This is a genomic window from Cesiribacter sp. SM1 (assembly GCF_020178975.1).
GTDB lineage: Bacteria > Bacteroidota > Bacteroidia > Cytophagales > Cyclobacteriaceae > Cesiribacter.
Genome location: NZ_JAHXBU010000090.1, coordinates 346,533 through 371,895 on the forward strand (window position 1 = coordinate 346,533; position 25,363 = coordinate 371,895).

Annotated in this window: 18 protein-coding genes and 1 other RNA gene; 14 read left to right on the forward strand and 5 right to left on the reverse strand. The window is 48.6% G+C overall.

Going from position 1 to position 25,363, the window contains the following annotated elements; all coding sequences use genetic code 11:
- Positions 1 to 436: 436 nt before the first annotated feature.
- Genes KWJ01_RS17955 through KWJ01_RS17970 form a run of 4 tightly spaced genes read left to right on the forward strand, consistent with a single transcriptional unit; the run spans position 437 to position 10,554 of the window.
- Positions 437 to 7,501, forward strand: a complete 7,065-nt coding sequence (locus KWJ01_RS17955; RefSeq protein ID WP_224998314.1) for a PKD domain-containing protein — start codon at positions 437 to 439, stop codon at positions 7,499 to 7,501.
- Positions 7,502 to 7,524: 23 nt separating this feature from the next.
- Complete coding sequence (locus KWJ01_RS17960) at positions 7,525 to 8,538, forward strand: type IX secretion system membrane protein PorP/SprF (protein ID WP_224998315.1); 1,014 nt, start codon at positions 7,525 to 7,527, stop codon at positions 8,536 to 8,538.
- Positions 8,539 to 8,574: 36 nt separating this feature from the next.
- Positions 8,575 to 9,108 carry a Sua5/YciO/YrdC/YwlC family protein gene (locus KWJ01_RS17965; protein ID WP_224998316.1) on the forward strand — a complete coding sequence of 178 codons (534 nt, stop codon included), beginning with the start codon at positions 8,575 to 8,577 and terminating at the stop codon, positions 9,106 to 9,108.
- Positions 9,109 to 9,117: 9 nt separating this feature from the next.
- Positions 9,118 to 10,554, forward strand: coding sequence for a CCA tRNA nucleotidyltransferase (locus KWJ01_RS17970; protein WP_224998317.1), 1,437 nt, complete (start codon positions 9,118 to 9,120; stop codon positions 10,552 to 10,554).
- Here KWJ01_RS17970 and KWJ01_RS17975 read toward each other — a convergent pair.
- From KWJ01_RS17975 to KWJ01_RS17995, 5 genes are all read right to left on the reverse strand, one after another.
- A complete protein-coding gene (locus KWJ01_RS17975; RefSeq protein ID WP_224998319.1) occupies positions 10,551 to 11,261 on the reverse strand; it encodes a cell division ATP-binding protein FtsE in 711 nt (236 codons plus the stop codon). The genes KWJ01_RS17970 and KWJ01_RS17975 overlap by 4 nt on opposite strands.
- Before the next feature lie 17 nt (positions 11,262 to 11,278).
- Positions 11,279 to 11,482, reverse strand: coding sequence for a fructose-6-phosphate aldolase (locus tag KWJ01_RS17980; RefSeq protein WP_224998321.1), 204 nt, complete (start codon positions 11,480 to 11,482; stop codon positions 11,279 to 11,281).
- 172 nt (positions 11,483 to 11,654) lie between these two features.
- Complete coding sequence (gene fsa, locus KWJ01_RS17985) at positions 11,655 to 12,311, reverse strand: fructose-6-phosphate aldolase (protein ID WP_224998322.1); 657 nt, start codon at positions 12,309 to 12,311, stop codon at positions 11,655 to 11,657.
- A gap of 62 nt (positions 12,312 to 12,373) precedes the next feature.
- Positions 12,374 to 12,468, reverse strand: an RNA gene (gene ffs / locus KWJ01_RS17990) — signal recognition particle sRNA small type.
- Between the two features lie 207 nt (positions 12,469 to 12,675).
- The gene (locus KWJ01_RS17995; RefSeq protein WP_224998323.1) at positions 12,676 to 13,155 is read right to left on the reverse strand and encodes a hypothetical protein; all 480 of its coding nucleotides are present in this window, start codon (positions 13,153 to 13,155) and stop codon (positions 12,676 to 12,678) included.
- A gap of 173 nt (positions 13,156 to 13,328) precedes the next feature.
- On the opposite strand from KWJ01_RS17995, the gene KWJ01_RS18000 reads away from it, so the two are divergent.
- From KWJ01_RS18000 to aroF, 10 genes are all read left to right on the forward strand, one after another.
- Positions 13,329 to 15,431 carry a M13 family metallopeptidase gene (locus KWJ01_RS18000; RefSeq protein ID WP_224998324.1) on the forward strand — a complete coding sequence of 701 codons (2,103 nt, stop codon included), beginning with the start codon at positions 13,329 to 13,331 and terminating at the stop codon, positions 15,429 to 15,431.
- 86 nt (positions 15,432 to 15,517) lie between these two features.
- Positions 15,518 to 15,658, forward strand: coding sequence for a 30S ribosomal protein THX (locus tag KWJ01_RS18005; RefSeq protein WP_224998325.1), 141 nt, complete (start codon positions 15,518 to 15,520; stop codon positions 15,656 to 15,658).
- A gap of 376 nt (positions 15,659 to 16,034) precedes the next feature.
- On the forward strand, positions 16,035 to 17,468 hold the full coding sequence (locus KWJ01_RS18010; protein ID WP_224998327.1) for an anthranilate synthase component I family protein: 1,434 nt from the start codon (positions 16,035 to 16,037) through the stop codon (positions 17,466 to 17,468).
- Between the two features lie 3 nt (positions 17,469 to 17,471).
- Positions 17,472 to 18,047, forward strand: coding sequence for an aminodeoxychorismate/anthranilate synthase component II (locus tag KWJ01_RS18015; protein ID WP_224998329.1), 576 nt, complete (start codon positions 17,472 to 17,474; stop codon positions 18,045 to 18,047).
- Between the two features lie 147 nt (positions 18,048 to 18,194).
- Positions 18,195 to 19,208 (forward strand): anthranilate phosphoribosyltransferase, encoded by a 1,014-nt coding sequence (gene trpD, locus KWJ01_RS18020; protein ID WP_224998331.1) that lies wholly within the window; start codon positions 18,195 to 18,197, stop codon positions 19,206 to 19,208.
- Positions 19,209 to 19,281: 73 nt separating this feature from the next.
- Complete coding sequence (gene trpC, locus KWJ01_RS18025) at positions 19,282 to 20,127, forward strand: indole-3-glycerol phosphate synthase TrpC (RefSeq protein WP_224998332.1); 846 nt, start codon at positions 19,282 to 19,284, stop codon at positions 20,125 to 20,127.
- Between the two features lie 2 nt (positions 20,128 to 20,129).
- Positions 20,130 to 20,789 carry a phosphoribosylanthranilate isomerase gene (locus KWJ01_RS18030; RefSeq protein ID WP_224998333.1) on the forward strand — a complete coding sequence of 220 codons (660 nt, stop codon included), beginning with the start codon at positions 20,130 to 20,132 and terminating at the stop codon, positions 20,787 to 20,789.
- A complete protein-coding gene (gene trpB / locus KWJ01_RS18035; RefSeq protein WP_224998334.1) occupies positions 20,786 to 21,988 on the forward strand; it encodes a tryptophan synthase subunit beta in 1,203 nt (400 codons plus the stop codon). The genes KWJ01_RS18030 and trpB overlap by 4 nt, the downstream gene beginning before the upstream one ends.
- Before the next feature lie 56 nt (positions 21,989 to 22,044).
- Entirely contained in the window at positions 22,045 to 22,845 is an 801-nt protein-coding gene (gene trpA, locus KWJ01_RS18040; protein ID WP_224998335.1) for a tryptophan synthase subunit alpha, read from the forward strand.
- Between the two features lie 15 nt (positions 22,846 to 22,860).
- Entirely contained in the window at positions 22,861 to 23,874 is a 1,014-nt protein-coding gene (gene aroF, locus KWJ01_RS18045; RefSeq protein WP_224998336.1) for a 3-deoxy-7-phosphoheptulonate synthase, read from the forward strand.
- The last annotated feature ends 1,489 nt before the right edge of the window (positions 23,875 to 25,363 follow it).

Genomic DNA, 25,363 nt, shown 5'->3' on the forward strand with positions numbered 1-25,363 from the left:
AAATCACGACTTACGGGGTACAAAGGTAGCCTTTTTAAAGCAATAAAGTAAGCGGGCTTTTCTTTTTTATCTGAGCGGGCTGCAGGGCGGAACGGCGGCATCAGTCTGTGAAAAATTCTATTAGTTGAAGATTAAAAAATTGTTTCCAGGCTGTGTTCGTCTTGTACTTATCTGTATTGATGGTGGGTAGCGGGGTGTAGGCGAGGGGTGGGGTTGTATTGTTGGAAACGGGGTGTGTATTATTTCCACATATAGTACTTTTCAAATACTAATGGTCTAACGTTAAAGTTCAATTATGCTGCTTTTGGAGCATTACATTAGCCTTGTAAGGTGTGCGCCCTTTTTTGCAGATTTTACTTTGAGGCCCGCTGTACCTTTAGACTGTTGGTTAATGCCCGCATAGGGCTATATCATCAGAACTAAAGGAGAAAGCGCATTGAAAAAGTTTACCATACTACTCCATTCTTTTATTATGCTGCTGTTTATAGGCCTGGGGGACTCACAAGCCCAGGATTGCAGTATTTTTAACCATGCGGGCGGAGACATTGTGCCCAATAAGAAGTGTGCTCCTGTGGATGTAACCGTTGCGGCAAGATTTTCTTCCGCTGCAGGACCTGATGTGCTCAGCGACATGAAAATCAGGATTGACTGGGGAGATGGCAGCGCACCTACTATATTTTTACCAACTGTCAGCAAAAAAGCCGATGGTAATTGGTTGTATGCAATCGAAAATATTACACACGTTTACCCTAAAGGCGGTACACAGTGTAATTACGATGTAGTAGCCAATCCGATGGTAAATGGGGTAGTGTGTCCCTCTCAACTTTATTCGGGTAACGTTACTGTATGGGATACCGATAATTTTAACGGCGGCCAGATTGCACTGGACCCTCAATACTATTATATGTGTCCGGGCGAAGAGTTCAGTCTTAAATTTAATGACATTTCACTATGGAACTGTACTCCGCCTCTAGAAAATGACAATATAAACTATCCTGCCCGCTGGACACAGTTTATCTATGGCACCAATACAAGTCCGGGCACACGTATTAGCGGTGTTCAGGTAGATGGTGCCTCACAGCCTTATCCATACCGTGGCGACATTAAACCTCATCCTGACTATCAACTGGCCCCCAACCACACCAGCTATGTAGTGAGAGTGCCGGCAACAGCCCAGGTTGGCGAGGTCTTCGAAATTACACTGCGCAACTGGAACACCTGTAATCCCTACGATGATCCGACAAAATTGGGTGGTCCGGCAAACGCAGCCGAGGGTGACAACGCCCCGGTAACCAACATTGCTATCATTAAAATTATAGACAGACCGGAAGGAACCATTACGACTCGTAATAAAAACAATGTTGTTACAGAAAGCTTTTGCCCGGGAGATAAGGTAAGCTTTGCTGGTTCGCAGACAAATGCAAATGTTAAAAATGTTCAGTATGACTGGTTTGTGTACAACGACGAGGCTGGGAATGAGCTACTTGACAAAAAGGTAAACGGGAAAACCTGGAGTATTGATGAAGGCTTTCCAACTGCCGGTAAGAAGCTGGTCAGGATGCGAATCAGGAACAAAGATGCCTCTAACGCCTGCTGGGGCGAAATAGATAAGATTATTAATGTGTATGCGGCCCCGCAGGTAGACCAAAGCCTGAACGGTATGCCCGGTGCACTGCAGGAAATTTGCTGGGATAATACTCCCATTCCCATGCAGTTTGGCTTTGATCTTTTCAGTGCCAATGATTATAAGTATCAGCTACACCTGTTTAAGCGAAACAGTACAGCTACTGATCCTGATAGTGTCAGCACGGCGGAGCAAAATGTGGCAGCAAATTTTGCTGCTGCAGCAACACATGATGTAAACTTTACCAAAGCTGGTTCTTACCGGGTATGGCTTACTGCCACAGACCGTATTACCGGTTGTAGCACCACCAAAGAAAGCGAGGTGGTGGTACGAGATAAGCCGAAAGCAGCCTTTAGTTTCCCAAATCTGTGCGAAGGCCTGCCTGTTAAATTTACCAACGCCTCTACCTTAGGCATCTCTGTTAAAGGTGATGTGATTAGCTCCTGGGAATGGGATTTAGACTACAACGGCACTACTTTTAATGCAGATCATAATGGTGATGCTGAGTTTGAACATACCTATGCTGCCTCTGGTACTTACCAGGTAGCACTGAAGGTTACTACTGCTGCTGGTTGCTCAGATATGCTGGTGAAAACGGTGCAGGTGAAACCAGTTCCGAATGCAGCCTTGAGCTACGACTATACACAGCCAATCTGCCCCGGTGATCCGGTTATTTTCAGTAACCTATCCAGCAATGCCACCAGCAGGTTTCCTGATGGTGTTACTTACACGCTGGTGGTGCGTGATAATACCACCTCCAACCGCTACCCGATGCCGGACCCAACGCAAACCCTGCGTTTTACCAATGCAACAGCTAACATAAAGGAGTATGAGATCTGGCTGGAAGCACAGGCAAATGCTCCTAATAACTGTACATTTACCAGCAGTATATTAAAGGTAGAAGTAAAACCCGGTGCAATAGCAGGCTTTACTGCACCTGGCTACGATCCCCTGCAGCCTAATTGTACACCAGCAGATTTAAAACTGGTGGTGAACCAGGCAACTATTGATATTGATGCAGACCGCTACATCTGGACTGTTTTGCTTGGTACCAGTCAGGTAAAACAGGTTGTTCAGGAAAAAGGGACTGCTGATTTTGGAACGTTGCTATACACTGCACTTAACACTACTACTGCTCCACTCACCTATACCGTGCATCTGGAGGCAGAAAAGGGTAGTATGTGTACAGTGCCTGCTGAAGAAAAATTCAGGATAAGCCCTATATCGCTTGCAGATTATACCGTTACGCAACTAAGCCAAAACTGCGAAGAGACAGTGCTGGAGGTAAAGGTGAACAACCCTTCCGGCATTCGTAATTTCCACTGGAAAATCTTTCCCGATCCGGATAACCTCTCCACGATTACGTATGACGACCATTTTCAGCTCGTATACAAGCGCCCAACGGTTACAGCGCCTTCCTATAATGTGGATCTGGAGCTGATCACTGAGAATTATTATGAGTGCCAGAGCCTGCCGCTCGCTAAAACCGCTACCATTATTCCGCAGGAGCTGGATGATGTGAAAGTTGTGATTGTTTCTGGTAATGACAGCGGCTGCAGCCCTCTGGAGGTGGAGTTTGAAAACCAGACAGGCGCTGCGCCAGCAGGTACTGTATATACAGTGATGATGCGCCATGGCAGCGCACCGGAAGAAGAACTGGTGCCCCTAAGTGGCAGTGCTGCCACACGCTTTACCTATAAGTTTATCAAAGAAGGTAATTACCAGGTATGGTTAAAAGCCACAGCCCCTGATGGCTGCGTGCGCTACCAGACTGTACCCACCCAGGTTATAGTATACCCAATACCCAATGCTGATTTTACTGTTGATAATACTGAGGGTTGCGGGCCACTTACTGTAAGCTTCAATAAAGCAAACATCACAGGTACAAAGCGAACCTGGCAGGTAACTGATTTAACTACAAATCAGCTGGTGTATGGCCCTGCCGTATTCGATCCGGCATCTTCAGATAATTTCAGCTTTATAGAGCTTCAGAATAAAACTACTGCCACAAAAGAATACAGAATTTCACTTCAGACAGAATCTGCACAGGGTTGCACGGCAGCATCCAGTGTAGTGGTTAAGGTGCATCCCGAGCCGCAGGCAAGTTTTGATGTGCTGGGCAGCACAAATATCTGCGAACCTTATACAATCAATGTAAAAAATACATCCTCCAACCCGGCAGGCACAACCTATACCTGGGAGTGGGGCGATGGTACCAGTACTACCAGTACAAGCAACAGCTTAACAAAAACATATACTAATACCAGTTATAGTATAACGCTTAACTACCCCGTTCGCTTAACAGCCAAAACTCCTAATGGCTGTACGGCAGAATCGGTGGTACAGGTATCGGTAGCGCCCAGGGTGCTGGCAGATTTTGAGGCAGATCGTCTGAGCGGATGTGCGCCGCTGCAGGTTAATTTTACCAACCGCTCACAGGGCAACACTGGCTCCGGCAGTGGATGGTTTATCCGTAAGCCAGGCACCACTACCTTCGAAGCACAGGGCAGTCCCCTAAGTAGCTACAGCTTTACCAACACAGGTAATACTACGGTAACCTACGAGGTGCGATATGTAGCCACCAACAGTGCAGGCTGTACAGATGAGAAAACACGTACCATCACGGTGCACCCGGAGGTTAAGCAACAGATTACTGCAGATGTGGTACAGGGTTGCGGACCACTGCTGGTAACTTTCAGTAATCTGTCGCCACAACCCGATGTAAAGTATACCTGGCAGTGGGGCGATGGCAGCGCTGATGGAGTAACCACTACGGCTACAAGCATTCAGCATACTTTTGAGAATACCTCTGCCACCACACAACGCCGCTACACTGTAAAGGTGCTGGCGGAAAATACACAGTCTGGCTGCGTGGCTACTTTCAGCCAGGAGGTTGTGGTGTATCCGCTGGTAATTGCTAATGTGGTGCCATCTGTTACAGAAGGTTGTGCTCCGCTGCAGCTAAGCGTCCGGAACAACAGCCTGAATGCAGCTTCGCACAACTGGAGAATAGTGCGCAAAGATACAGGTGCAGAAGTGTTTGCAAGCACAGATGCAGTGCCTGGCATACCCCCGCTCACCAACACAACAAATACTAATATAATATATGAGGTAATTTATAAAGCAGCCAGTGCAGAGTCCTGTACCAGTGAGCAGAAACACCAGATCACAGTTTATCCAACCGTGCTGGCAGATTTTAGCATGGATAAAGATGCTGGCTGTGGACCCTTTGCGGTTACTTTTAGCAACACTAACCTACAGCCTGGCGTAACCTACACCTGGCAGTGGGGCGATGGCAGCGCCGATGTAGTAACTACAACACAAGCAAGTGTTACCCACAGCTTTGAAAATACCTCTGCCACCACACAGCGTCTGTTTAAAGTAAGATTGCTGGCAGAAAATACAGTAACCGGCTGCAAGGCAAGCATCACCAAAGATGTGGTAGTATATGCGCAGGTGCAGGCAAACGTAACGCCATCGGTAACTGCCGGCTGCAGCCCGCTACAGCTAAGTTTCCAGAATAACAGTCAGAATGCTGCTACTCACAGCTGGGAGGTGATAAGAAAGAATGATGGAACTTTAGTACATGCTTCATCAGAACGTTTCCCGGCTCTTCCGCAACTTACCAATACCACGAATGCTGATCTGGTGTACGAAGTGCGTTACCGGGCTGGCAGTGCGGAGGGGTGTACCAGCTTTCAGAAGTTTGATATAACCGTTAACCCTGCTGTGGCAGCTGCTTTCAGCATGGATAAAACGAATGGCTGCAATCCGCTGGATGTAACCTTTACCAACACCAGTATACAGCCCGGTGTAACTTACACCTGGCAGTGGGGCGATGGCAGCGCCGATGAAGTAACAACTACGGCAGCCAGTATAAGCCACAGGTTTGAGAATACCTCAACTTCTGTACAGCGTCGTTACATGGTACGCCTGCTGGCGAACAATACTGCTACGGGTTGTTCGGCCACTACCAGCCAGGAGGTTGTGGTATATCCGCAGGTGCAGGCAAATGTGGTACCGTCTGTTACAGAAGGCTGCGGTCCGCTGCAGCTTAGCTTCCAGAATAACAGCCAGAATGCAGATACCCATAGCTGGCGCATTGTTAGAACAGATAATGGTACAGAGGTATTCGCCAGCACCAACCGCATTCCTGATGTGCCGCTGCTGACCAATGCAACAGCCAGCCCGCTGGTGTTCCAGGTAACTTATGTAGCCACCAGCCCACAAGGCTGTACCAGTCAGCAACAGCACGATATTACAGTGTACCCTGGTATTGCAGCGGCCTTCAATATGGATGTAAGTTCGGCTGCCTGCGGACCTACCACGGTTACCTTTACCAATACCAACATCCAGGCAGGGGTGGAGTACAGCTGGAACTGGGGCGATGGTACTGCCGCAGAGGTGACAACTACCGAAGCCCAGATTCAGCATGTGTTCACCAACGACAGAATAGACCGCAGCAGATTTTATGAAGTTACCCTCACGGCTACCAATACGGCATATGGCTGTAAATCGGTATTCCGCCAGACGGTTACGGTAAACCCAACACTGCTGGTAAATGTGCAGCCTGATAAGCAGGTGATCTGTGCACCCGATAAAGTAGTATTTGCAAACAGATCACAGAATGTGAGCACGCATGAGTGGTGGTACCGGCTAAAAGGCACTACTGACAAACTGGAGGTGCGCAATTCTGCCGAAGTGGAATACGAGTTTACCAACACCACCGATGCAGTACAGGAAATGGAGGTAGTATATGTGGGTACCAACCCAAGTGGATGTTCTGCCACAGCGGTGCATACCATTACCGTATATCCTTCGCTGGAGCCTGCATTTATGGTAGATGATGATCAGCCAAACCTGCCTAATGCAGTGGTAACTATTACCAATACTACGCCGCATGCAAGTGCCTGGAGCTACCAGTGGAATTTTGGCGACGGTACCACCAGCACCGAAGTTAACCCTGCGCCTAAAACGTACAATGCATACGGAACCTACATCATCACCCTTACTATTTCTAACGGGCGCTGCACAGCTACCTATGATAAAGAGATAAAGGTTGGCGATACCGCTCCTGTTGTAGATTTTGAGTCGGTGCCTATCGCAGGCTGTGCACCACTGCCGGTGCAGTTCAATAACGAAAGCGAGTTTACCGATCCAAACAGCTATTACTGGGATTTTGGTGACGGTAAGGGCTTTTCAACGGCAGAAAGCCCCTCTTACACCTACTTTACACCAGGTCAGTACGAGGTTACACTAACCGCCAGGAACAAAACCGGTGAAACCAGCACCATGACCAAGAAAATGGTTACAGTGTACGGTGTGCCTAAAGCCGATTTCAGCATACGTGAGGCAGTTGTGAACGTGCCCGGAGATCCGGTTTATGTAGCCAACTTCTCTGTAGATGCTACTACCTACCTCTGGGATTTTGGCGACGGGACTACCTACACCGATAAAAACCCGGTGCACTACTACCAGGAACCAGGTGTTTACAGCATCACCCTTATCGCAGCCAATGAATGGGGTTGTGCCGATACCCTGCACATGCCAGAGGCAGTAACAGCAGAGGCTGGTGGTAAAATCAAAATTCCGAATGCCTTTACCCCTGATCCGGGTGGCCCTAATGGCGGAAACGTTGAAGAAGGAAACAACGACGTGTTCTTTCCGATACTGGATGGTGGTATTACCAAATACAACATGCGCATTTACAACAGGTGGGGTGAGCTCTTATTTGAAACCACCGATCGTAAAATGGGCTGGAACGGCTACTACAAAGGCCGCCTCTGTAAATCAGATGTATACGCCTACAAGATTTATGTAGAGTTTAGCGATGGCAAAACCCTGCAGCAAATAGGCGACGTAACCTTGATCCGCTAATGTATAAGCAGAAGATATTCAGCATGAGAAAGCTATACCTGATATTGTTACTACTGATAGGGGTTTGTGGAGAACTGCTGGCGCAGGATCCGCAATTCTCCCAATTTTATGCTGCTCCGCTTTACCTGAACCCAGGCTTTACCGGTACGGCAGATATGCACCGTGCAAATGTTGTGTACCGCAACCAGTGGCCTGCTTTGCCTAAAGCTTATACAACCATGGCGTTCTCTTACGATTACAACATGCGTAAGCTAAACAGTGGCTTTGGCCTGATGGTACTGCAGGACAGGGCCGGTACCGGGGGCTATGTACGCACCGGGGCTTCCGGCTTCTACTCCTATAAAGTGCAGCTAAAAAAGGGCTGGGTTATTTCTCCCGGTCTGCAGTTTGGCTATGTTAACACAGGCCTCGACTGGAGCAAGCTTACCCTTGGCGACCAGATCGGGTTCAACGACCTTACCATTCCTACTACCAACGATCAGGATGTGATGAAGGTCAGGGGGTTTGGCTATATGGATTTTGGTACCGGCCTGCTGGTGTACAACAAGCTGGCCTGGTTTGGCGCCTCGGCTTACCACATTAACGAGCCAAACCAGTCGCTGCTGGAGCGCGACGACCGCCTGCCTGCAAAGTATACGGCCCATGGTGGTGTGCGTATTAAACTGTACAACGGCCTGCTCACCAGAACCCGGGTATCAAGTATAGCGCCCTCTTTTATCTATAAAAAGCAGGGAAACTTTCAGCAACTCGATTTAGGCCTGCACTTTCACTACAATCCCATCATGGCCGGTATCTGGTACAGGGGTGTGCCCCTTGTAAAAAACGATTACGAATACAACCGGCAGGATGCAGTGGCTTTTCTTTTTGGTATCCGCATGCCGCAGTTTGATGTAGGCTATAGCTACGATTTTACCATTTCATCCCTGGGTCCGGTTTCGGGCGGAGCCCACGAGGTAACCATCGTTTATAACTTTATTACCCGCGAATCACGAAAAGTAAAACGGAAGGAAAAGTTTATACCTTGTCCTACCTTTTAACGAACTTGGGCCTCAACAAATGTTGAGGCTTTTTTTATGAAAAATTTAGATACCCTGGCTAACCATTTAAAGGCGGGCGGATTTTTATTGGCAGAGGGTAAAAGCAGTAGCTGGCTTCTCTGCAGCACCCGGCAGCCACAGGCGCTTGAAAAGCTGGAGAAAATGCTAAAAGAGGAAAATGAGCCTGAATATTTAGCCTTTATCCTGATTGGCAGAATGAATGATTTGTACGAATACGTAATGAATTTTTCTGACCTTGCCTGGGATATTGCCGAGGGCAGCGAAAAGGCCCTGCTGATCTGGTACAACAATGCAAAGGTGCTGGTGCCAAAAGAAGTGAAAGATGAGCAGGGAAATGTAGGAGTAATGCTGAATCGCTGCAAAACCCTTGAGCCCCTGTTGCAAAAGATTGGGCACGGTTTGCTTAGTATCCAGGTATCTGCTACTGCTGGTGGTTGGCAGGCGTTGCCGGATGTGTTACCTTTGCCGCTGGATGCTGAATGCCGGCTCGCCCCCGAACGGATTATGAGACTGAGTGCAGAGGGTGATGTGAAATTTTTGAAATACTGATTTTTACTGATGAATTGTAGAGAACTGCTGGAGGAACACGAAGTATTTGAACGCGTAAGCAAGGCTGCACAGCAACTGCAATTACCTGCTTTTGTGATAGGTGGTTTTGTGCGTGATTACCTCCTGAAGCGCCCGTCTAAAGATATCGACATTGTATGTGTGGGCAGTGGCATAGCCCTTGCCGAAAAAGTAGCAAAAGAGGCTGGTGTAGCCGTTAACGTATTCAAAAATTTCGGTACGGCCATGCTTCGCTTAGGCGAATGGGAGGTTGAGTTTGTAGGCGCCCGCCGCGAATCCTATAACCGCAACAGCCGCAAACCAGTGGTGGAAGATGGCACCCTGGAAGATGATCAGAACCGCCGCGACTTTACCATCAATGCCCTGGCCATAAGCCTTAATAAAGAGAGCTGGGGGGAGCTGATTGACCCCTTCGATGGTGTTAAAGACCTCAGGCGCAAGATTATCCGCACACCGCTCGATCCGCAGATCACATTTTCAGATGATCCGCTGCGCATGATGCGTGCCGTACGCTTTGCCTCGCAGCTAAATTTCGATATTGCTCCTGATACTTTCGATGCCATTATTCAGCAGGCCGACAGGCTCCAGATCATTTCTGCCGAACGTATAGCAGATGAGCTGAACAAGATCATCCTTTCTCCAAAGCCCTCTTATGGCTTTAAGCTCCTGTTCCATGCAAAGCTGCTGCATCAGTTCTTTCCTGAGATGGTGGCGTTGCAGGGGGTGGAGAGCCGTAACGGACAGTCGCATAAGGATAATTTCTACCACACCCTGCAGGTGCTCGATAATGTAGCAGAAATGTCGGACGACCTATGGCTGCGCTGGGCGGCCATCTTGCACGATATTGCCAAGCCTCCCACCAAGCGCTTCGACCCGCGGGTAGGCTGGACCTTTCATGGCCATGAGGACAAAGGTGCCCGCATGACACCCAACATATTCAGGCGCATGAAGCTGCCCATGGACCACAAGATGAAGTTTGTGCAGAAGCTGGTACGCCTGCACCTGCGCCCCATTGCGCTGGTAAAAGATGTGGTGACAGATTCGGCCATACGCCGCCTGCTTTACGATGCCGGCGAAGACCTGGAGCCCCTCATGAAGCTCTGCCGTGCCGATATCACTTCAAAAGACGACATCAAGGTAAAACGCTACCTCCGCAATTTCGACAAGGTGGAGCGCAAGCTGCTGGAGGTAGAGGAAAAAGACCAGGTACGCAACTTCCAGCCACCTGTTACCGGCGAGGAGATCATGGAAACCTTTGGCCTGAAACCATCGCGTGAGGTAGGGGAGATCAAAGATGCCATAAAAGAGGCCATTCTGGAGGGTAAAATACCAAACCAGAAAGAAGCTGCCTGGCAGCTCATGCTGGTGCTGGCAAAAGAGAAAGGATTGGGGGAGCCCCGTGCAGGTGCCCCGAAAGCAGGTGATTAAAATTCGTTCCGGAAGCTGAACACATCGTGCACAGAATCCAGCAGGCGGCCCTTCTCACATTTCAATACACGCCCGGGGTGGTCGCTAAGCAGCCGGTGGTTGTGCGTGGCCATGAGTACGGCTGTTCCGCTGTTATTGATTTCCTGGAAAAGCTGAAAAATACCTTCTGATACATCAGGGTCGAGGTTACCGGTGGGTTCGTCGGCTACCAGTATCAGCGGTTCGTTTATGAGCGCCCGGGCAATTACAATACGCTGCTGCTCGCCGCCACTTAGCTGGTGGGGCATTTTATTGGCGGCAGAATCGAGGCCCACCTGCATCAGCACCTCAGAGAGGCGTCGTTTCATCTTTCCTTTTTCGCTCCAGCCGGTGGCCCGCATTACAAAAAACAGGTTTTCGGCAACGGTACGGTCAAAGAACAGCTGGAAATCCTGGAAGATAATGCCCAGCCTGCGGCGGAGATAGGGAATATCCTTGTTCCTGATCTTATGCACTTCAAAGCCTGCCACCTGGGCTTCGCCCAGCGGTAGGGGCAGGTCCGCATAAAGGGTTTTCAGTAAGGAGGTTTTACCACTGCCGGTACGGCCAATCAGGTACACAAACTCACCCTTGTTAATGCTGAAAGATACATCGCGCAACACAAGATGTTCTCCCTGGTATATAGAAGCATTTTTTACACGTACTACAGCGTCTGTGGCGAAAGTCATAAGGAGCAGGGGAGTGTTTAAAGTTCTAACTTTTGCAGTTTGCCAAAGGGCAGCTGGCTGATCAGCGCCTTTAACTCTTCTTCTTTTCCGGCAAGTCCATATTTTTCCAGCTTATCCAGCGGGCGGTCGGCACGGAAATAAGCAATCAGCACAAACTTATCGTCGCGTAGCTGAATGTAGTCTGGTATTTTGGCTTTACCCTTTACTTTAATAATGTACATGCACAAATATAAAAAGGCTGCCCTTGCAAAAAAAAGGCAGCCTGTTATGTATTTTATATATGGTATATAGTATAAGGTATACAGAACAATTTTCAACAAGCAAACAGATCTTTCAGCCCTGGCCGAAATGCTTTTGTCATTGTGCCATATTCAGCATTCCTTATACTATCAATTATCCGTTCACTTTTTTGTGGTCGGCCAGGAATTTCTCCAGGCCGCTGGTAGTAAGCGGGTGGTTCAGCAGGCCAGTTATAACATTTAGCGGGCAGGTAGCTACGTCGGCACCAATTTCTGCACACTGAATCAGGTGCATGGCATGGCGTACAGATGCAGCAAGTACCTCAGTGGCGTAGCCGTAATTCTGATAGATGTTAACGATCTGCTCAATAAGGTCAAGACCGTTGGTGGAAATATCATCGAGACGGCCAACGAAAGGTGATACATAAGAAGCACCTGCTTTGGCTGCCAGTATTGCCTGTCCGGCAGAAAACACCAGGGTACAGTTGGTGCGGATGCCTTCAGCAGAAAATGCTTTGATGGCTTTAACACCATCGCGGATCATCGGCACTTTAACTACAATTTTATCATCTATCTTAGCAAGCTCACGGCCTTCGCGCATGATCTCATCAAAGGTAATGGCAATTACTTCTGCACTTACATTATTATCAACAATATCGCAGATAGCTTTGTAATGATTCCGCACGTTCTCTTCTCCGCGGATGCCTTCTTTAGCCATCAGAGAAGGGTTGGTGGTTACACCATCCAGCACGCCCAGGTCATAGGCTTCGCGGATTTCGTTCAGGTTAGCAGTGTCAATAAAAAATTTCATGAGTTTAGGATGTTTTGATACAAAGCTAAAAAAAAACTTGGGATGAAACCCCTAAAAATAAAAAAGGCGAACCGAACATCGCGCCGCTACGACCGTCTACCCTTGCTACCTTCCGGTCCTGGGGGGGTTCGACGGGAGCTGGCCGTGCCGATTCGCCAGTGCAAATATACCACAACATGTTGTGGTGTACAATATCTTTTCAGCTGAAATTTTAATAAAATCTCCAGGCAGAGCTTTTGCTTATACTTTGTGCAAAGATTATCAGCCAGTTAACCCGTAAATATGCTGCGGAAGTTCCGCTAATCACCTTCTCTGCTTTTCTTCTCCTGATTATAAAAAACAAGTTGTTGTGCATAGACTGATATCAAACTGCTTCTGTATGCCTGATTTCTCTGGCAGCAAGTTTTGGAGCAGGGGTTTTTGCCAGCCACTGTTCCTGCAACAGGCCGGCCCAGGTTTGCAGGTACTTCACCACATCGTTGCGGTAATTATGCCGCAGGTGGCGTTCTTCTACCGGCAGGCGCTGAAGCACACGGGCATCACTCAGGCGCTCAAGGTGTTTAAGTTCTTCTATATCCAGGCCGGCAGTCAGCAGTTCGCTTATTACATCATCCATTGGTAAACCGCTGGTAGGGCAGTAGTCAATGAGCTGCTCATTCCAGTCGCCACTGCGGCTAAGCAGTGCACGCCTGTGTATCTCTGCTTTTGTAAAATGGGTAAGTTCCTGCGCCAGGTGCCCGCAATTACAGCTTCCCATATGGCCCCATTGGTAGGGTGCTCCTTTGGCTAACTTTTCTGCCGTTCGCTGTAGGGCGGCAATCAGGTGTAAACTTGCTATGGCCATAAAAATACAGGTTTGAAATCAAAACAGTAGTGCCTGGCTAAAGGTTGCTTTTCCGGCCGATGTTTGCATTATTTGTACTAATGTCTGTTTTAATTTTAAAAAATAACAATGTTTGCCCTTAAATAGGGTTTAACATCTGGAATATCGTACCAATACAACCAATTTTTGTTTATATGAGTCTGTTTTTTAGAGGATTACTATTTACTGCATCGGTACTGGTAGTAGGAGGCTGTGCCACCAACACTACAACCACCACTGAGCCAACTGCCGCTGCAGTGCCGGAGCCAATGCCCAGTGAAACGACCCTTCCGGAAGGGGTGGGCATCAATGTATCTTATATGGATACTACCGTTGGTCCGGGTGAGGATTTTTTCCGTTATGTGAACGGCAACTGGATTGACCAGACCGAGATACCCGGCGACCAGGGCCGCTGGGGAAGCTTTCAGGAATTGCGTGAGCGCAACAACGAGATGGTACTAAGGGTACTGCAGCAGGCTTCTGCCAACCCCAAGTATGTAGATGGAAGCGCCGAGCGCAAGGCAGCAGAGTTTTACCGCGTGGGAATGGACTCTGCCCGTGCCGAACAGCAGGGTGTGCAGCCGCTGCAGCCCATGCTGGAGAGCGTAAAGGCGCTTAATACAAAAAAAGCACTGCAGGATTATCTGGCATATGAAGACCGCAGGGGTGGAGATTCCTTTTATGGTTTTGGTGTATTCCCGGACCTGAAAAACAGCAAGGTAATGGCCGCTTACCTGGGCGCAGGAGGTCTGGGCCTGCCAGACCGTGACTACTATGTGAAAGACGACAGCAAGTCTAAGGAAATTCGGCAGGAATATGAGAAGCACATTGCCCGCATGTTTGAAATGATTGGCGAGCCCAATGCACAGAAGAAAGCACAAACAGTGCTGGCCATAGAAACACAGATGGCGCAGAACATGCTTACCAAAGAAGAGCAGCGCAATCCTTATAACCTGTATCACAAAAAGTCTATTGCAGAGCTGAATAAGATGGTGCCTTCTGTAAACTGGCAGAAGTACCTCACAGATCTGGGCGCACCCAGCCTGGATACCCTTATTGTGATGCAGCCCAAGTACATGGAAACTTTTGAGAAGATTGTAAAGCAGCGTTCACTCGATGATCTGAAAACATATCTAAGCTGGCGGCTTATCGATGGCGCTGCCCCTTTCCTAAGCAACCAGTTTGTGCAGGCTAATTTTGATTTCTACAGCAAATACCTGCGCGATGTACAGGAGATGAGCCCCCGCTGGAAAAGGGTAATCAATGTAGCCGACGGTATGATTGGTGAGGCCATTGGCAAACTTTATGTTGATGAGGCTTTTCCGCCACAGGCTAAGCAGCAGGCCCTGGAGATGGTAGAAAATATCAAGGGAGCCTTTGGCGACCGCATCCGTAACCTGGAGTGGATGTCTGATTCCACCAAGCAAAAAGCATTGCAGAAACTAAGCACCTTTACTGTAAAGATCGGTTATCCTGATGAATGGCGCGATTACTCCGCCCTGGAAGTAAATGCTGGTGATGATGCTTCTTACCTGGCGAATGTGGTTGCCGGCAATGAGTTCAATTTTCAGCGTGAGCTGGACAAGCTTGGCAAACCAGTAGACCGCACCGAGTGGGGCATGACACCACAAACTGTAAATGCGTACTACAACCCGCTGTTTAATGAGATTGTATTCCCGGCAGGTATTCTGCAGCCGCCTTTCTACGACTACAGGGCCGATGCAGCCGTGAATTATGGCGGTATAGGTGCGGTGATTGGCCACGAGATCTCACACGGTTTTGATGACCAAGGCAGCCGCTTTGATGCAGCAGGTAACCTGATGAACTGGTGGAGCAAAGAAGATTTTAGCCAGTTTAACAGCCGCACCGAAAAGTTAGTGAACCAGTACAATGCCTACCAGCCCATGGACAGTGTGTTCGTAAATGGCCAGTTTACGCTGGGCGAAAACATTGGCGATCTTGGTGGTATCAATGTTGCCTACGATGGCCTGCAGCGTCACCTGCAGGAAAACGGAAACCCCGGCCTTATTGATGGCTTTACTCCTGAACAGCGTTTCTTTATTTCATGGGCTACCATCTGGCGTACCAAATACCGTCCGGAGTTTTTGCGCACACAGGTGCTTACCGATCCGCACTCTCCGGCCATGTACAGGGCAAACGGCCCCCTGGTAAATATGCAAGCGTTTTATGATGCCTTCGATATAGAGCAGGGAGACCCGATGTGGAGGCCCGAAAGTGAGCGCGTAAATATTTGGTAAATAGAAACACTTGCGGCACTTGCGAGTATATAAGTGAGTACGTAAATTGACGGGAACATTAAACCACTACAATAACAAATTTTAAAATGGGCAGAGGAGATAAAAAAACCAAAAAAGGTAAGATTTCTAAAGGCAGCTATGGCAACAGCCGTCCAAGAGATAAGCAAAAGAGCTCTTCGGAGATGACTGAAACCAAAGCTACTGAGCAAGGTAAAAAAAGCGCATAGTTTAGCCTGGATAACACAGCCTTCGTTTATCCCCTCGAAAGAGGCAGGGATCTGCTGCCTGTTCCCGGGACTGAATCCATACCGGGAAACAGCAAACAGGTTCCAGCCTTCGCGAGATGACGTATGTTGCAGCAGGCCAAACCTTTTGAAAATTCAGGCATCTGCTGAAATATTTTAAGAGATAGGCTTGCATTTATACAAAAGGCTGTTTTACTTGCTAAAACAAATGAAGAATCAAACAGTACATATGGCTTGGTGGTGGCACACTTGCAAATCTTGCACGTGAACGGCGCCGGTATGTACCTACGCATAGAGCTTTAAAGCCCGCTGTTCACAGTGGGCTTTTTTTATTTTTAATGTTCTGGCTAAACCCAATATGGAAGCTGTAGAAAATAAAGTATTTAACCTTGTAACCAAGAGCAAAAAGCTGCTGGCCGATACGCACACACCGGTAAGCATTTACCTGAAACTGCGCGACCGTTACGCTAACCCGCTACTGCTCGAAAGCTCAGATTACCACAGTGCAGATAACAGCTTTAGCTACATCTGCTGCGAGCCAATTGCTAGCTTTATCGTGCAAAATGAGGAGATTCAGCTCCTGTATCCCGATGGCAACCGCAGAAAGGTGCCGGTTGTGCAGCGTCAGCAGGTAATTGAAGAGCTCTACCAGTTTTCTTCAGCCTTTTCTGCACAGGAGCCTTATGCTCGCTTTGTAACAGGCGGCTTGTTTGGCTATATGAGCTACGAAGCAGTTCGTTACTTCGAAGACATCAGCCTGGAGGCCGGCAACCAGATTCCCGAAATCCAGTACAGCGTATTTCGCTATGTAATTGTACTCGATCATTTCCGGAACGAGCTTTACCTCTTTGAGCATGGGCTGGAGGGGCAACAGCTCAATGGCGGACTGGATGGCCTGGAATCCGTACTGCAGAATAAAAACCTGCCTTCTTACACCTTTGAGGCTGCCGGTGAAGAAAAAACAAATATTGAGGATGCTGATTTCCTGGAAGTAATCCAGAAAGGCATAGAGCATTGCCAGCGTGGCGATGTATTCCAGATAGTACTGAGCCGTCGCTACCAGACCCCTTACAAAGGCGATGATTTTAATGTGTACCGTGCACTGCGCAGTATTAACCCTTCTCCCTATTTATTCTATTTTGATTACGGCAGCTTCCGCATCTTTGGCTCATCGCCAGAGGCGCAGCTGGTGATGAAGGGCGATAAGGCACAGATCTTCCCGATTGCTGGTACCTTCAGGCGCACCGGCAACGACGAGGCCGATGCTGAGCTGGCCCGCAAGCTGGCGCAGGATCCGAAAGAAAATGCAGAGCACGTGATGCTGGTAGACCTGGCCCGCAACGACCTAAGCCGACACGGCCACACAGTAGAGGTGAAAAAGCTCAAGGAAATTCAGTTCTACTCCCATGTGATTCACCTGGTATCTATGGTGCAGGGAACCCTGGATGCAGGAATCAACCCGGTGCAGATGGTGGCCGATACCTTTCCGGCCGGTACTCTTAGCGGAGCTCCCAAACACATGGCCATGCAGCTCATTGAGCGCCTGGAGCCTACGCCCCGCAGCTATTATGGTGGTGCCATTGGCTTTATGGGCTTCAACGGTGGCGACAGAACACCTTTATTTAACCATGCAATAATGATTCGCTCTTTCCTTAGCAAAGATGGTGTACTGCACTACCAGGCTGGTGCCGGGGTAGTGGCCAAAAGCAGTACCGAAGGAGAATTACAGGAAGTGCACAACAAACTGGCTGCGCTTCGCAAGGCCTTACAACTGGCTCAAACGCTTAAATAAGCCATGGCAGAGATTTTAGTAATAGACAACTACGATAGCTTTACCTATAACCTGGTGCACATATTAAAGTCACTGGGTGCGCCCCTGCGGGTGGTGCGTAACGATGCTTTTACTTTAGAAGAAGTAGAGGCTTACGACAAAATACTGCTTTCGCCCGGTCCGGGTGTTCCCGATGAGGCCGGTCTGATGCCTGCAGTCATCAGGCAGTACGGTACAAAAAAAGATATATTAGGTGTGTGCCTGGGGCACCAGGCGCTTGGAGAGGCCTTTGGTGCAAAGCTGCACAACCTTGCGCAGGTGCACCATGGGGTAGCCACCACCTGTCTGCTGCAAAAAGAAGATAGTTTATTTAAAGGCCTGCCCCGGAGTTTTCAGGTAGGCCGCTACCACAGCTGGGCAGTAGTTGCCGATACCTGCAAGCCCAATACCGGCCTGGAGATAACCGCTGTGGATGAGCAGGGTGCTGTAATGGCCCTGCGCCACAAAGAGTACCGGATCAGGGGTGTACAGTTTCACCCCGAAAGCATTCTTACCCAGCATGGAACCGAAATGCTCCGGAATTGGCTGAATGATAAATGAGTGATGAAGTGAATGAAAGCTTGAGTGAATGTTTAGGCGCTGAGCTCATCAACCTACAGCACATAGAATGCTTCAGTCCATATACTACAGATAATAAATACCACCGCAGTGGCCTGATACCCGAGACCTGATAACTGATACCCAAAAATGAAAGACATACTAAATCAGCTGATAGAACATAAAACACTGGACCGTGCCACGGCTCGTGAGGTGTTGCTGAAACTAACCCAGGGAGCTTACAATGGGAGCCAGATTGCGGCTTTCATTACTGTATACCTCATGCGCAACATTACTGTAGATGAGCTGATGGGTTTTCGGGAAGCCATGCTGGAGCAATGCCTGGCGGTAGATCTTTCTGCCTACGATACCATGGACCTCTGCGGTACCGGGGGCGATGGTAAGGATACTTTTAACATAAGTACCCTCAGCGCCTTTGTGGTGGCCGGTGCTGGTCAGGCAGTGGCAAAGCATGGGAACTATGGAGTATCGTCGGCCTGTGGTTCCAGCAACCTGCTGCAGCACTTTGGTTATCTGTTTACACAAGATTTTGATGTGCTGGAGAAAAGTCTTGAGGAGGCGAATATTTGCTTTTTGCATGCACCGCTCTTTCACCCGGCCATGAAGAATGTGGGACCAATCCGCAGGGAGCTGGGGGTAAAAACCTTTTTCAATATGCTTGGACCCATGGTAAATCCTGCCAACCCGCAAAAGCAGCTGGTTGGTGTGTTTAGCCTGGAGCTGGCCCGTTTGTATGCCTACCTTTATCAGAGTACAGACATACAGTACGCCATTGTACATGCCCTGGACGGTTATGATGAGGTAAGCCTTACCGGGGCAGTAAAAGTATACAGCAGCAACAGTGAGCGACTCCTACAGCCCAAAGATTTTTACCTGCCTGAACTAAAAGAAGAGCAGTTGTTTGGTGGTGGTACTATAGAAGAAGCTGCTGCCATCTTTGAGCGGGTGCTTAGGGGCGAAGGAACCCAGGCACAGGAGGCAGCCGTACTTGCAAACGCTGGCATGGCTCTGCATGTGGCAAAAGACTGCAGCCTTGCCGAAGGAGTAGAACTGGCAAGAACCAGCCTGCGCAGCGGCAAAGCACTTGAAACTTTCCGTACCCTTGTAGGCGATAAGAAAAAAACATCAGTACAGGTGGGTTAAAAAGCGCATGCCGCAGCGGCAGACCATCCCACTACTCATACCTTATAATATACCTAAAACAAATACCAGAACCATGTCAATTCTCCAAGAGATCGTTAAGCACAAGAAGGCCGAAGTAGCGGAGCGCATCAGCCTGTACCCAATTAAACTGCTGGAGCAAAGCATCTACTTTGGTGGTAAAACAGTAAGCTTAAAGAAGTATGTGCTGCGTGAAGACAAAACTGGCATTATTGCCGAGTTTAAGCGCCAGTCGCCCAGCAAAGGTGTGATCAACCCTTATGCAGCAGTAGAGCGTACGTCTATTGGCTATATGCAGGCAGGCGCATCGGCTCTTAGCGTTCTTACCGACAGAAAGTTCTTTGGTGGTAAAAACGAAGACCTGACAGTAGCCCGCAAGTTTAACTACTGCCCGATTCTGCGTAAAGATTTTGTACTGGAAGAATACCAGATAGTAGAAGCAAAGGCCATTGGAGCCGATGCCATTCTGCTGATTGCGGCGATCCTGGAGCCGGCAAGGCTTAAAGAACTGGCAGCTTTTGCTAAAACACTGGATCTGGAGGTACTGATGGAAGTACATAACCTGGAAGAACTGCAGCAGAATCTGCACCCGGAGGTTGACCTGATCGGCGTTAACAACCGCAACCTGAACACTTTTGTAACAGACATTGCCGTATCCAAAGAACTGGCACAGCACATTCCACAGGATTTTGTAAAGATCAGCGAAAGCGGCATTTCCAATCCTGCTACCATCCTGGAATTACGCGACCATGGTTATAACGGCTTCCTGATTGGCGAAAGCTTTATGCAGCACAGCCGCCCCGAGCAGGCCGCAGCCCGCTTTGTGCACGACCTGGAGCTGCTTCAGCAGAAAAAGAAACAATCAAAAGGACAGTCACTGGAAGGTTCTGTAAGCCGCTAAGCATGGAACGTTCCCTGAAAGTTAAAGTCTGTGGCATGAAAGACCCGGAGAACCTGCAGGCAGTAGCTGCCCTGCAGCCGGATTACCTGGGGTTCATCTTTTTTGAGAAAAGCCCACGCTATATGCCGCAGAGCCTTAATCCTGAAGATCTGGATCAGTTGCCCCGGACAATTAAAAGGGTAGGGGTGTTTGTAAATGCCCCTGCCGAAGAGGTGCTGGAGCAGGCACGGCGTTATGGCTTGCAGGCGGTACAGCTTCATGGTGACGAACCTCCGGCACTTTGCCGGCAGCTGCAGCAACAGGGACTGCAAGTAATCAAGGTTTTTCGGGTAGGAGAGCGCTTTAACCTTGATGAACTGTTGCCCTTTGCAGATGTGGCAGATTACTTTCTGTTCGATACCCAGGGCAAACAGTATGGCGGCAATGGCAAGGCTTTCGATTGGGAACTGATTAAGGAATACTCACTGCAGGTGCCTGTAATACTTAGTGGTGGGGTAGCGCTTGGTTCACTGGATCATTTAAATCAACTGCAGCACCTGCCAATCCATGCACTGGACGTGAACAGCAAGTTCGAAACAGCACCAGGCTTTAAAAACATACCGGCCTTGCAGGAGCTGTTACAGCATCCGGTGCTTTTAGCAGATAACAAGAAACAGTCATGAATACTGAAAATATAAAATCATCTTTTGGTGTAAACGAACGTGGCTACTACGGCCAGTTTGGCGGCAGCTTTATTCCTGAAATGCTCTATCCCAATGTGGAAGAGCTGCGGGAGCGCTACCTCGAGATCATATACAGTCCGGAATTCCAGCAGGAGTATCACCAGCTGTTACGTGATTATGTAGGCAGGCCTACGCCACTCTATCCGGCCAAACGCCTTTCTGAAGAGTTTGGAGCACAGATTTTTCTGAAGCGCGAGGACCTTTGCCATACCGGAGCACATAAAGTGAACAATACAGTAGGGCAGATCCTGCTGGCCAAGCGCCTGGGCAAACATAAGATCATTGCGGAAACCGGCGCCGGACAACATGGCGTGGCAACCGCTACCGTATGTGCCCTCATGGGGCTGGAGTGTATAGTGTACATGGGCAGCCATGATATGGAGCGCCAGAAGCCCAATGTGGAGCGTATGAGAATTCTTGGTGCCGAGGTAAGGCCCGCCACCAGCGGCAGCCAGACACTTAAGGATGCCACCAACGAAGCCATGCGCCACTGGATCAACAATCCGCAGGAAACGCATTATATCATAGGCAGTGTGGTGGGCCCGCATCCGTACCCCGATATGGTTGCCCGCCTGCAGGCCATCATCAGCGAGGAAATTCGCTGGCAGCTAAAAGAAAAAACAGGTTCAGAGTTGCCTACCCATGTGGTAGCCTGTGTGGGCGGTGGTTCCAATGCCGCCGGCGCATTCTACCACTACCTCGATGAGCCACAGGTAAAGCTGGTAGCGGTAGAGGCAGCCGGTAAAGGTGTGAGCAGTGGCCAGTCGGCCGCCACCACGGCACTGGGCAAGCCAGGCGTACTGCATGGCAGCCAAACCCTGCTCATGCAAACAGAAGATGGGCAGGTAGTGGAGCCTTACAGCATTTCTGCCGGTCTGGATTACCCGGGTATAGGACCCATGCATGCCCATTTGTTCCATAGCAAGCGCGCACAGTTTATTGCCATTACCGATGCCGATGCCATGGATGCCGGTATTCACCTGGCCAGGAAAGAAGGTATTATCCCAGCCGTAGAATCTGCCCATGCACTGGCAGCGCTGAAAGAACTACCCCTTCAGCCAAGCGATGTGGTAGTAGTGAACCTAAGCGGTCGTGGCGACAAAGACCTGGAGACCTACATTCGCTGGGGTGGCTACTGATCTTCCTTTCGTACCTAAACAGATTTTAAGACTCCGGCAGAAAAAAACATAAATCAATGCCTGTTACAGCCATACAAAACAGATTAGATACCCTATTTCAGGAAAAGGCCGAGAACATCCTGAATGTTTATTTCACAGCCGGGTATCCCAGCTTAAACGACACCCTTCCGGTGCTCAAGGCACTGGAAAAAGGAGGTGCCGATATCATAGAAATTGGTCTGCCTTATTCCGATCCTGTAGCCGATGGCCCTACCATACAGGCGAGTAACCAAAAGGCCCTCGATGCGGGTATGACCATGAAGCTGCTCTTTGAACAGCTAAAGGATCTACGCAATGAAGTTTCGGTGCCCGTTGTGCTGATGGGCTATTTTAACCCGGTGCTGCAGTTTGGTGTAGAGCGCTTCTGCCAGAAGTGTGCCGAGGTAGGCATTGATGGACTCATCCTGCCAGATCTGCCCATGTATGAGTACCGGGAGTTCTATAAACCCATCTTCCAGCAATATGGCTTGCACAACATTTTTCTTATTTCTCCCCAGACATCCGAAGCACGGGTACGGGAAATAGATGAGAACAGCAGCGGCTTTATCTATATGGTTTCCTCCGCCTCTATTACCGGTGCAAAAAAAGGAATCACCGAAGAACAGATCCGCTACTTCGAGCGCATCAATGCCATGAACCTGCATAACCCGCGCCTTATTGGCTTTGGTATTTCCGATAGGGAAAGCTTCCAGCTTGCCTCACGCTATGCCAAGGGGGCAATTATTGGTAGTGCCTTCATCAACCTGCTCACCGGCAGCCAGAACCTGGAGCATGATATTATCCAGTTCGTGAAATCGATAAAAGAAAACAATAAATAAACAGCCTAAACAACCATGATCATTCAGTTACAGAAAGATGTGAACGAGCAGCAAAAAGCTGCCATCACAGATAAAGCCAAGAGCATTGGCTATAAGCTTAGCGAAGCCCGCACCCAGTATGGCCATTACCTCATCGGCATAGGCAAGGCCGACTTCGACATCCGTCAGATAGCCAGCCTGCCCGGCATTGCCGATATTCACAGGGTGTCTGATGAATACAAGCTGGTATCATCCAAATGGAAGGTAAAACCAACTGTTATTGACCTGGGCGACGGTGTAACGATAGGTCAGGGCGATTTGGCCATTATGTTAGGCCCCTGTTCTATTGAAGGAGAGGAGCAGATTCGCCAGACCATTCAGCACCTGAAGGAAACTGGTGTTCGCATTATGCGCGGAGGAGTTTTCAAGCCACGCAGCTCTCCCTACTCTTTCCGTGGTATGGGCATTGATGGATTAAAGCTGTGGTACAAGCTGGCACAGGAAGCTGGCATTAAAATAATTACAGAGGTTATGCAGGTATCGCAGATCGAGGAAATGTATCCTTATGTGGATGTATTCCAGGTAGGCGCCCGCAACACCCAAAACTTTAACCTGCTGGACGAGCTGGGCAAGATCGATAAAGCAGTGATGATCAAACGTGGTATCAGTGGTACTATTGAGGAGTTGCTATACTCTGCAGAGTACGTGTTCAGTGGTGGCAACGAAAACCTTATCCTTTGTGAGCGGGGCATCCGCACCTACGAGCGGTCCAGCCGTAATACACTTGACCTGAATGCAGTGCCTATCTTGAAAGAGAAAACACACTTACCGGTCGTAGTAGATCCTTCTCACGGCATTGGCATCCGCCATTATGTAGAGCCAATGGCGCTGGCAGCTGTAATGGCAGGTGCAGATGGTGTAATTGTGGAAGTACACGAGCGTCCGGAGCAGGCACATAGCGACGGACAGCAAACGCTTAACCACGAAGAAAGCGTGCAAATGATCGAGCGTCTGCGCAAGACTGCTCAATTACGTGCAGAATTTGTGTAGGCTGAAAGGGTTCTTTGTCAGCTGCATGTATTTTGTTTGAAAAGAATATACCAATGCAGCTGAAATTTATTTGAGATTTAGGCTTTGAAATGATGTCCGGGGGGTGCTATGTTTGCATCCCCATTCGGGCACATGGCCAGAATGACTTACTTGAGAAGCTTTGAAGACAGGCATACTGAAGAGAAAATATTTCTCTAATGTTGCTTGAAAATGATCTGGCGCCTCTGTTACCTTTGTCTTCCCGCTGCACTAAAAAATCTTAGGCAGGAGGGGAACCAGCAGTACAGCCATTACGGTTAATACTCTTGCGTCCCCTGAAAAGGAGAGTGCAGGGAGCCAGGAGAGCAAGAAGAAATTCTCACCTCCGGGAACTCACAGCATCTTCAGAAAGTTATACTACACCAGGCTGAAAGAAGTCTGAAGCAGTACAAGGCCTTAGGAAAAGATAAGAAATTATCCCTTTCCCAGGAACTATCAGAAGCCTTGAATCAGTTATGGATAAGCGCCCCGGGCAAAAGAGCTAAGGGCAAAAGATTGAAGCATTGAAAGTGTGAAGCTAAGAGCCGCACCGGCAGGAGAGTTTTGGCAGATTCAGCTTAGAAGCAGCAGAGATATTAGTTTTTGATATCTTCTATCTTCTAAGGAAGATCTGAAAAAGTTTAGCCAAAGCCGGAACTTTAGCATAGAGAGCAGAGGTTAAGACTCTTGCCGCCTTAGAGGCGCCCTTATGTAAAAGTGCTGAAAGCACAAGCAGAAGAGCTTGAAAATGGAGTAGAAAAAACTTCAGATATTTTCAGCTTAGCCACTTGCAAAGAGGAAAAAAGCTTCTACCTTTGCACTCCCCTTACGGCAGCAGGCTGGGGGAAATAAAAGAAAGCGGTCGCAGGACCAGGTATTGAAAGACTGAAAGCGAACAAGGAGCCAGGGATGTTTATCTTACCATAAGGATGAAGATCACTAGCAGTTAAGCTAAACGAAAGGAGAGGGAAGAGGTTAAAAACTTCTGAAAATTTTCTCTGGAAAAAGCTTGACATAAGAGGCAAAACTTACTTAACTTTGCACTCGCTTTTGGAAAAAGAGCCGCCCAGGCAAACGAGCCGAGGTGATAGAAAGAGATAAGAGATAGAAACATAGCTACTATAATAGAATAGTAACTACAGGAGAGGAAGCCTATTGAGTTGAGAAGACTCAAGAGAGGGAATCTGAAAAGTTCTTTGAATAGATGTTTTGACAGCAAACCGCTTAGTGAAGACTTTGGTCTTATTTACTGATGAGAATCAGCAGTAGGAACAAACTTCGTTAAGACACTTTGAGAGTTTCGGGATGCAAATGACACATTGTGTTCTATAACCTGGTGTAGAGATAACAGTTAAAGTTTAGGCTTTAATTGGTCTTGTTGATATCGGGTACAGAATGCACATCAGTTTAACTGATGTAAAGCACATATACAATGGAGAGTTTGATCCTGGCTCAGGATGAACGCTAGCGG

Bases quoted from the DNA above. Each gene is read 5' to 3' on its own strand.
- KWJ01_RS17960 (WP_224998315.1), top strand. From the start codon at position 7,525: ATGAGAAAGCTATACCTGATATTGTTACTACTGATAGGGGTTTGTGGA.
- KWJ01_RS17965 (WP_224998316.1), top strand. From the start codon at position 8,575: ATGAAAAATTTAGATACCCTGGCTAACCATTTAAAGGCGGGCGGATTT.
- KWJ01_RS17970 (WP_224998317.1), top strand. From the start codon at position 9,118: ATGAATTGTAGAGAACTGCTGGAGGAACACGAAGTATTTGAACGCGTA.
- KWJ01_RS17975 (WP_224998319.1), bottom strand. From the start codon at position 11,261: ATGACTTTCGCCACAGACGCTGTAGTACGTGTAAAAAATGCTTCTATA.
- KWJ01_RS17980 (WP_224998321.1), bottom strand. From the start codon at position 11,482: ATGTACATTATTAAAGTAAAGGGTAAAGCCAAAATACCAGACTACATT.
- fsa (WP_224998322.1), bottom strand. From the start codon at position 12,311: ATGAAATTTTTTATTGACACTGCTAACCTGAACGAAATCCGCGAAGCC.
- KWJ01_RS17995 (WP_224998323.1), bottom strand. From the start codon at position 13,155: ATGGCCATAGCAAGTTTACACCTGATTGCCGCCCTACAGCGAACGGCA.
- KWJ01_RS18000 (WP_224998324.1), top strand. From the start codon at position 13,329: ATGAGTCTGTTTTTTAGAGGATTACTATTTACTGCATCGGTACTGGTA.
- KWJ01_RS18005 (WP_224998325.1), top strand. From the start codon at position 15,518: ATGGGCAGAGGAGATAAAAAAACCAAAAAAGGTAAGATTTCTAAAGGC.
- KWJ01_RS18010 (WP_224998327.1), top strand. From the start codon at position 16,035: ATGGAAGCTGTAGAAAATAAAGTATTTAACCTTGTAACCAAGAGCAAA.
- KWJ01_RS18015 (WP_224998329.1), top strand. From the start codon at position 17,472: ATGGCAGAGATTTTAGTAATAGACAACTACGATAGCTTTACCTATAAC.
- trpD (WP_224998331.1), top strand. From the start codon at position 18,195: ATGAAAGACATACTAAATCAGCTGATAGAACATAAAACACTGGACCGT.
- trpC (WP_224998332.1), top strand. From the start codon at position 19,282: ATGTCAATTCTCCAAGAGATCGTTAAGCACAAGAAGGCCGAAGTAGCG.
- KWJ01_RS18030 (WP_224998333.1), top strand. From the start codon at position 20,130: ATGGAACGTTCCCTGAAAGTTAAAGTCTGTGGCATGAAAGACCCGGAG.
- trpB (WP_224998334.1), top strand. From the start codon at position 20,786: ATGAATACTGAAAATATAAAATCATCTTTTGGTGTAAACGAACGTGGC.
- trpA (WP_224998335.1), top strand. From the start codon at position 22,045: ATGCCTGTTACAGCCATACAAAACAGATTAGATACCCTATTTCAGGAA.
- aroF (WP_224998336.1), top strand. From the start codon at position 22,861: ATGATCATTCAGTTACAGAAAGATGTGAACGAGCAGCAAAAAGCTGCC.